Source organism: Actinomadura sp. SCN-SB (assembly GCF_043906805.1).
Lineage (GTDB): Bacteria > Actinomycetota > Actinomycetes > Streptosporangiales > Streptosporangiaceae > Spirillospora.
This window is the reverse complement of the sequence record NZ_JBIMPP010000221.1, coordinates 1-256: the sequence shown is the minus strand read 5'-3', so window position 1 is coordinate 256 and position 256 is coordinate 1. Positions and strand designations below refer to the sequence as shown.

General features: G+C 68.4%; 1 protein-coding gene. It reads left to right on the top strand.

What is annotated here, in order from left to right; genetic code table 11:
- A partial coding sequence (locus ACGWYJ_RS39125; RefSeq protein WP_395111777.1) for a transposase family protein occupies nucleotides 1-256 on the top strand: 256 nt, incomplete at its 5' end.

The window sequence follows — 256 nt, the reverse complement described above, 5'->3', positions numbered from 1 at the left end:
CGGCCTGCTTGTGCTGGCCGACAAGGGCTACGTCGGCGCAGACCAGCACATCGCCACCCCCTACAAGGGCCGGAACAAGCCCGAGTCCCAGAAGGCGGCCAACCGCTCCCACGCCCGCCTCCGCGGGCCCGGCGAACGAGCGAACGCCCAGCTCAAGTCGTGGAAGATCTTGACCAAGCTCCGCTGCTGCCCCCACCGCGCCGGCCACCTCGCAAAAGCCATCCACGTCCTACAGACCCGCGAAGCCAACGCATAG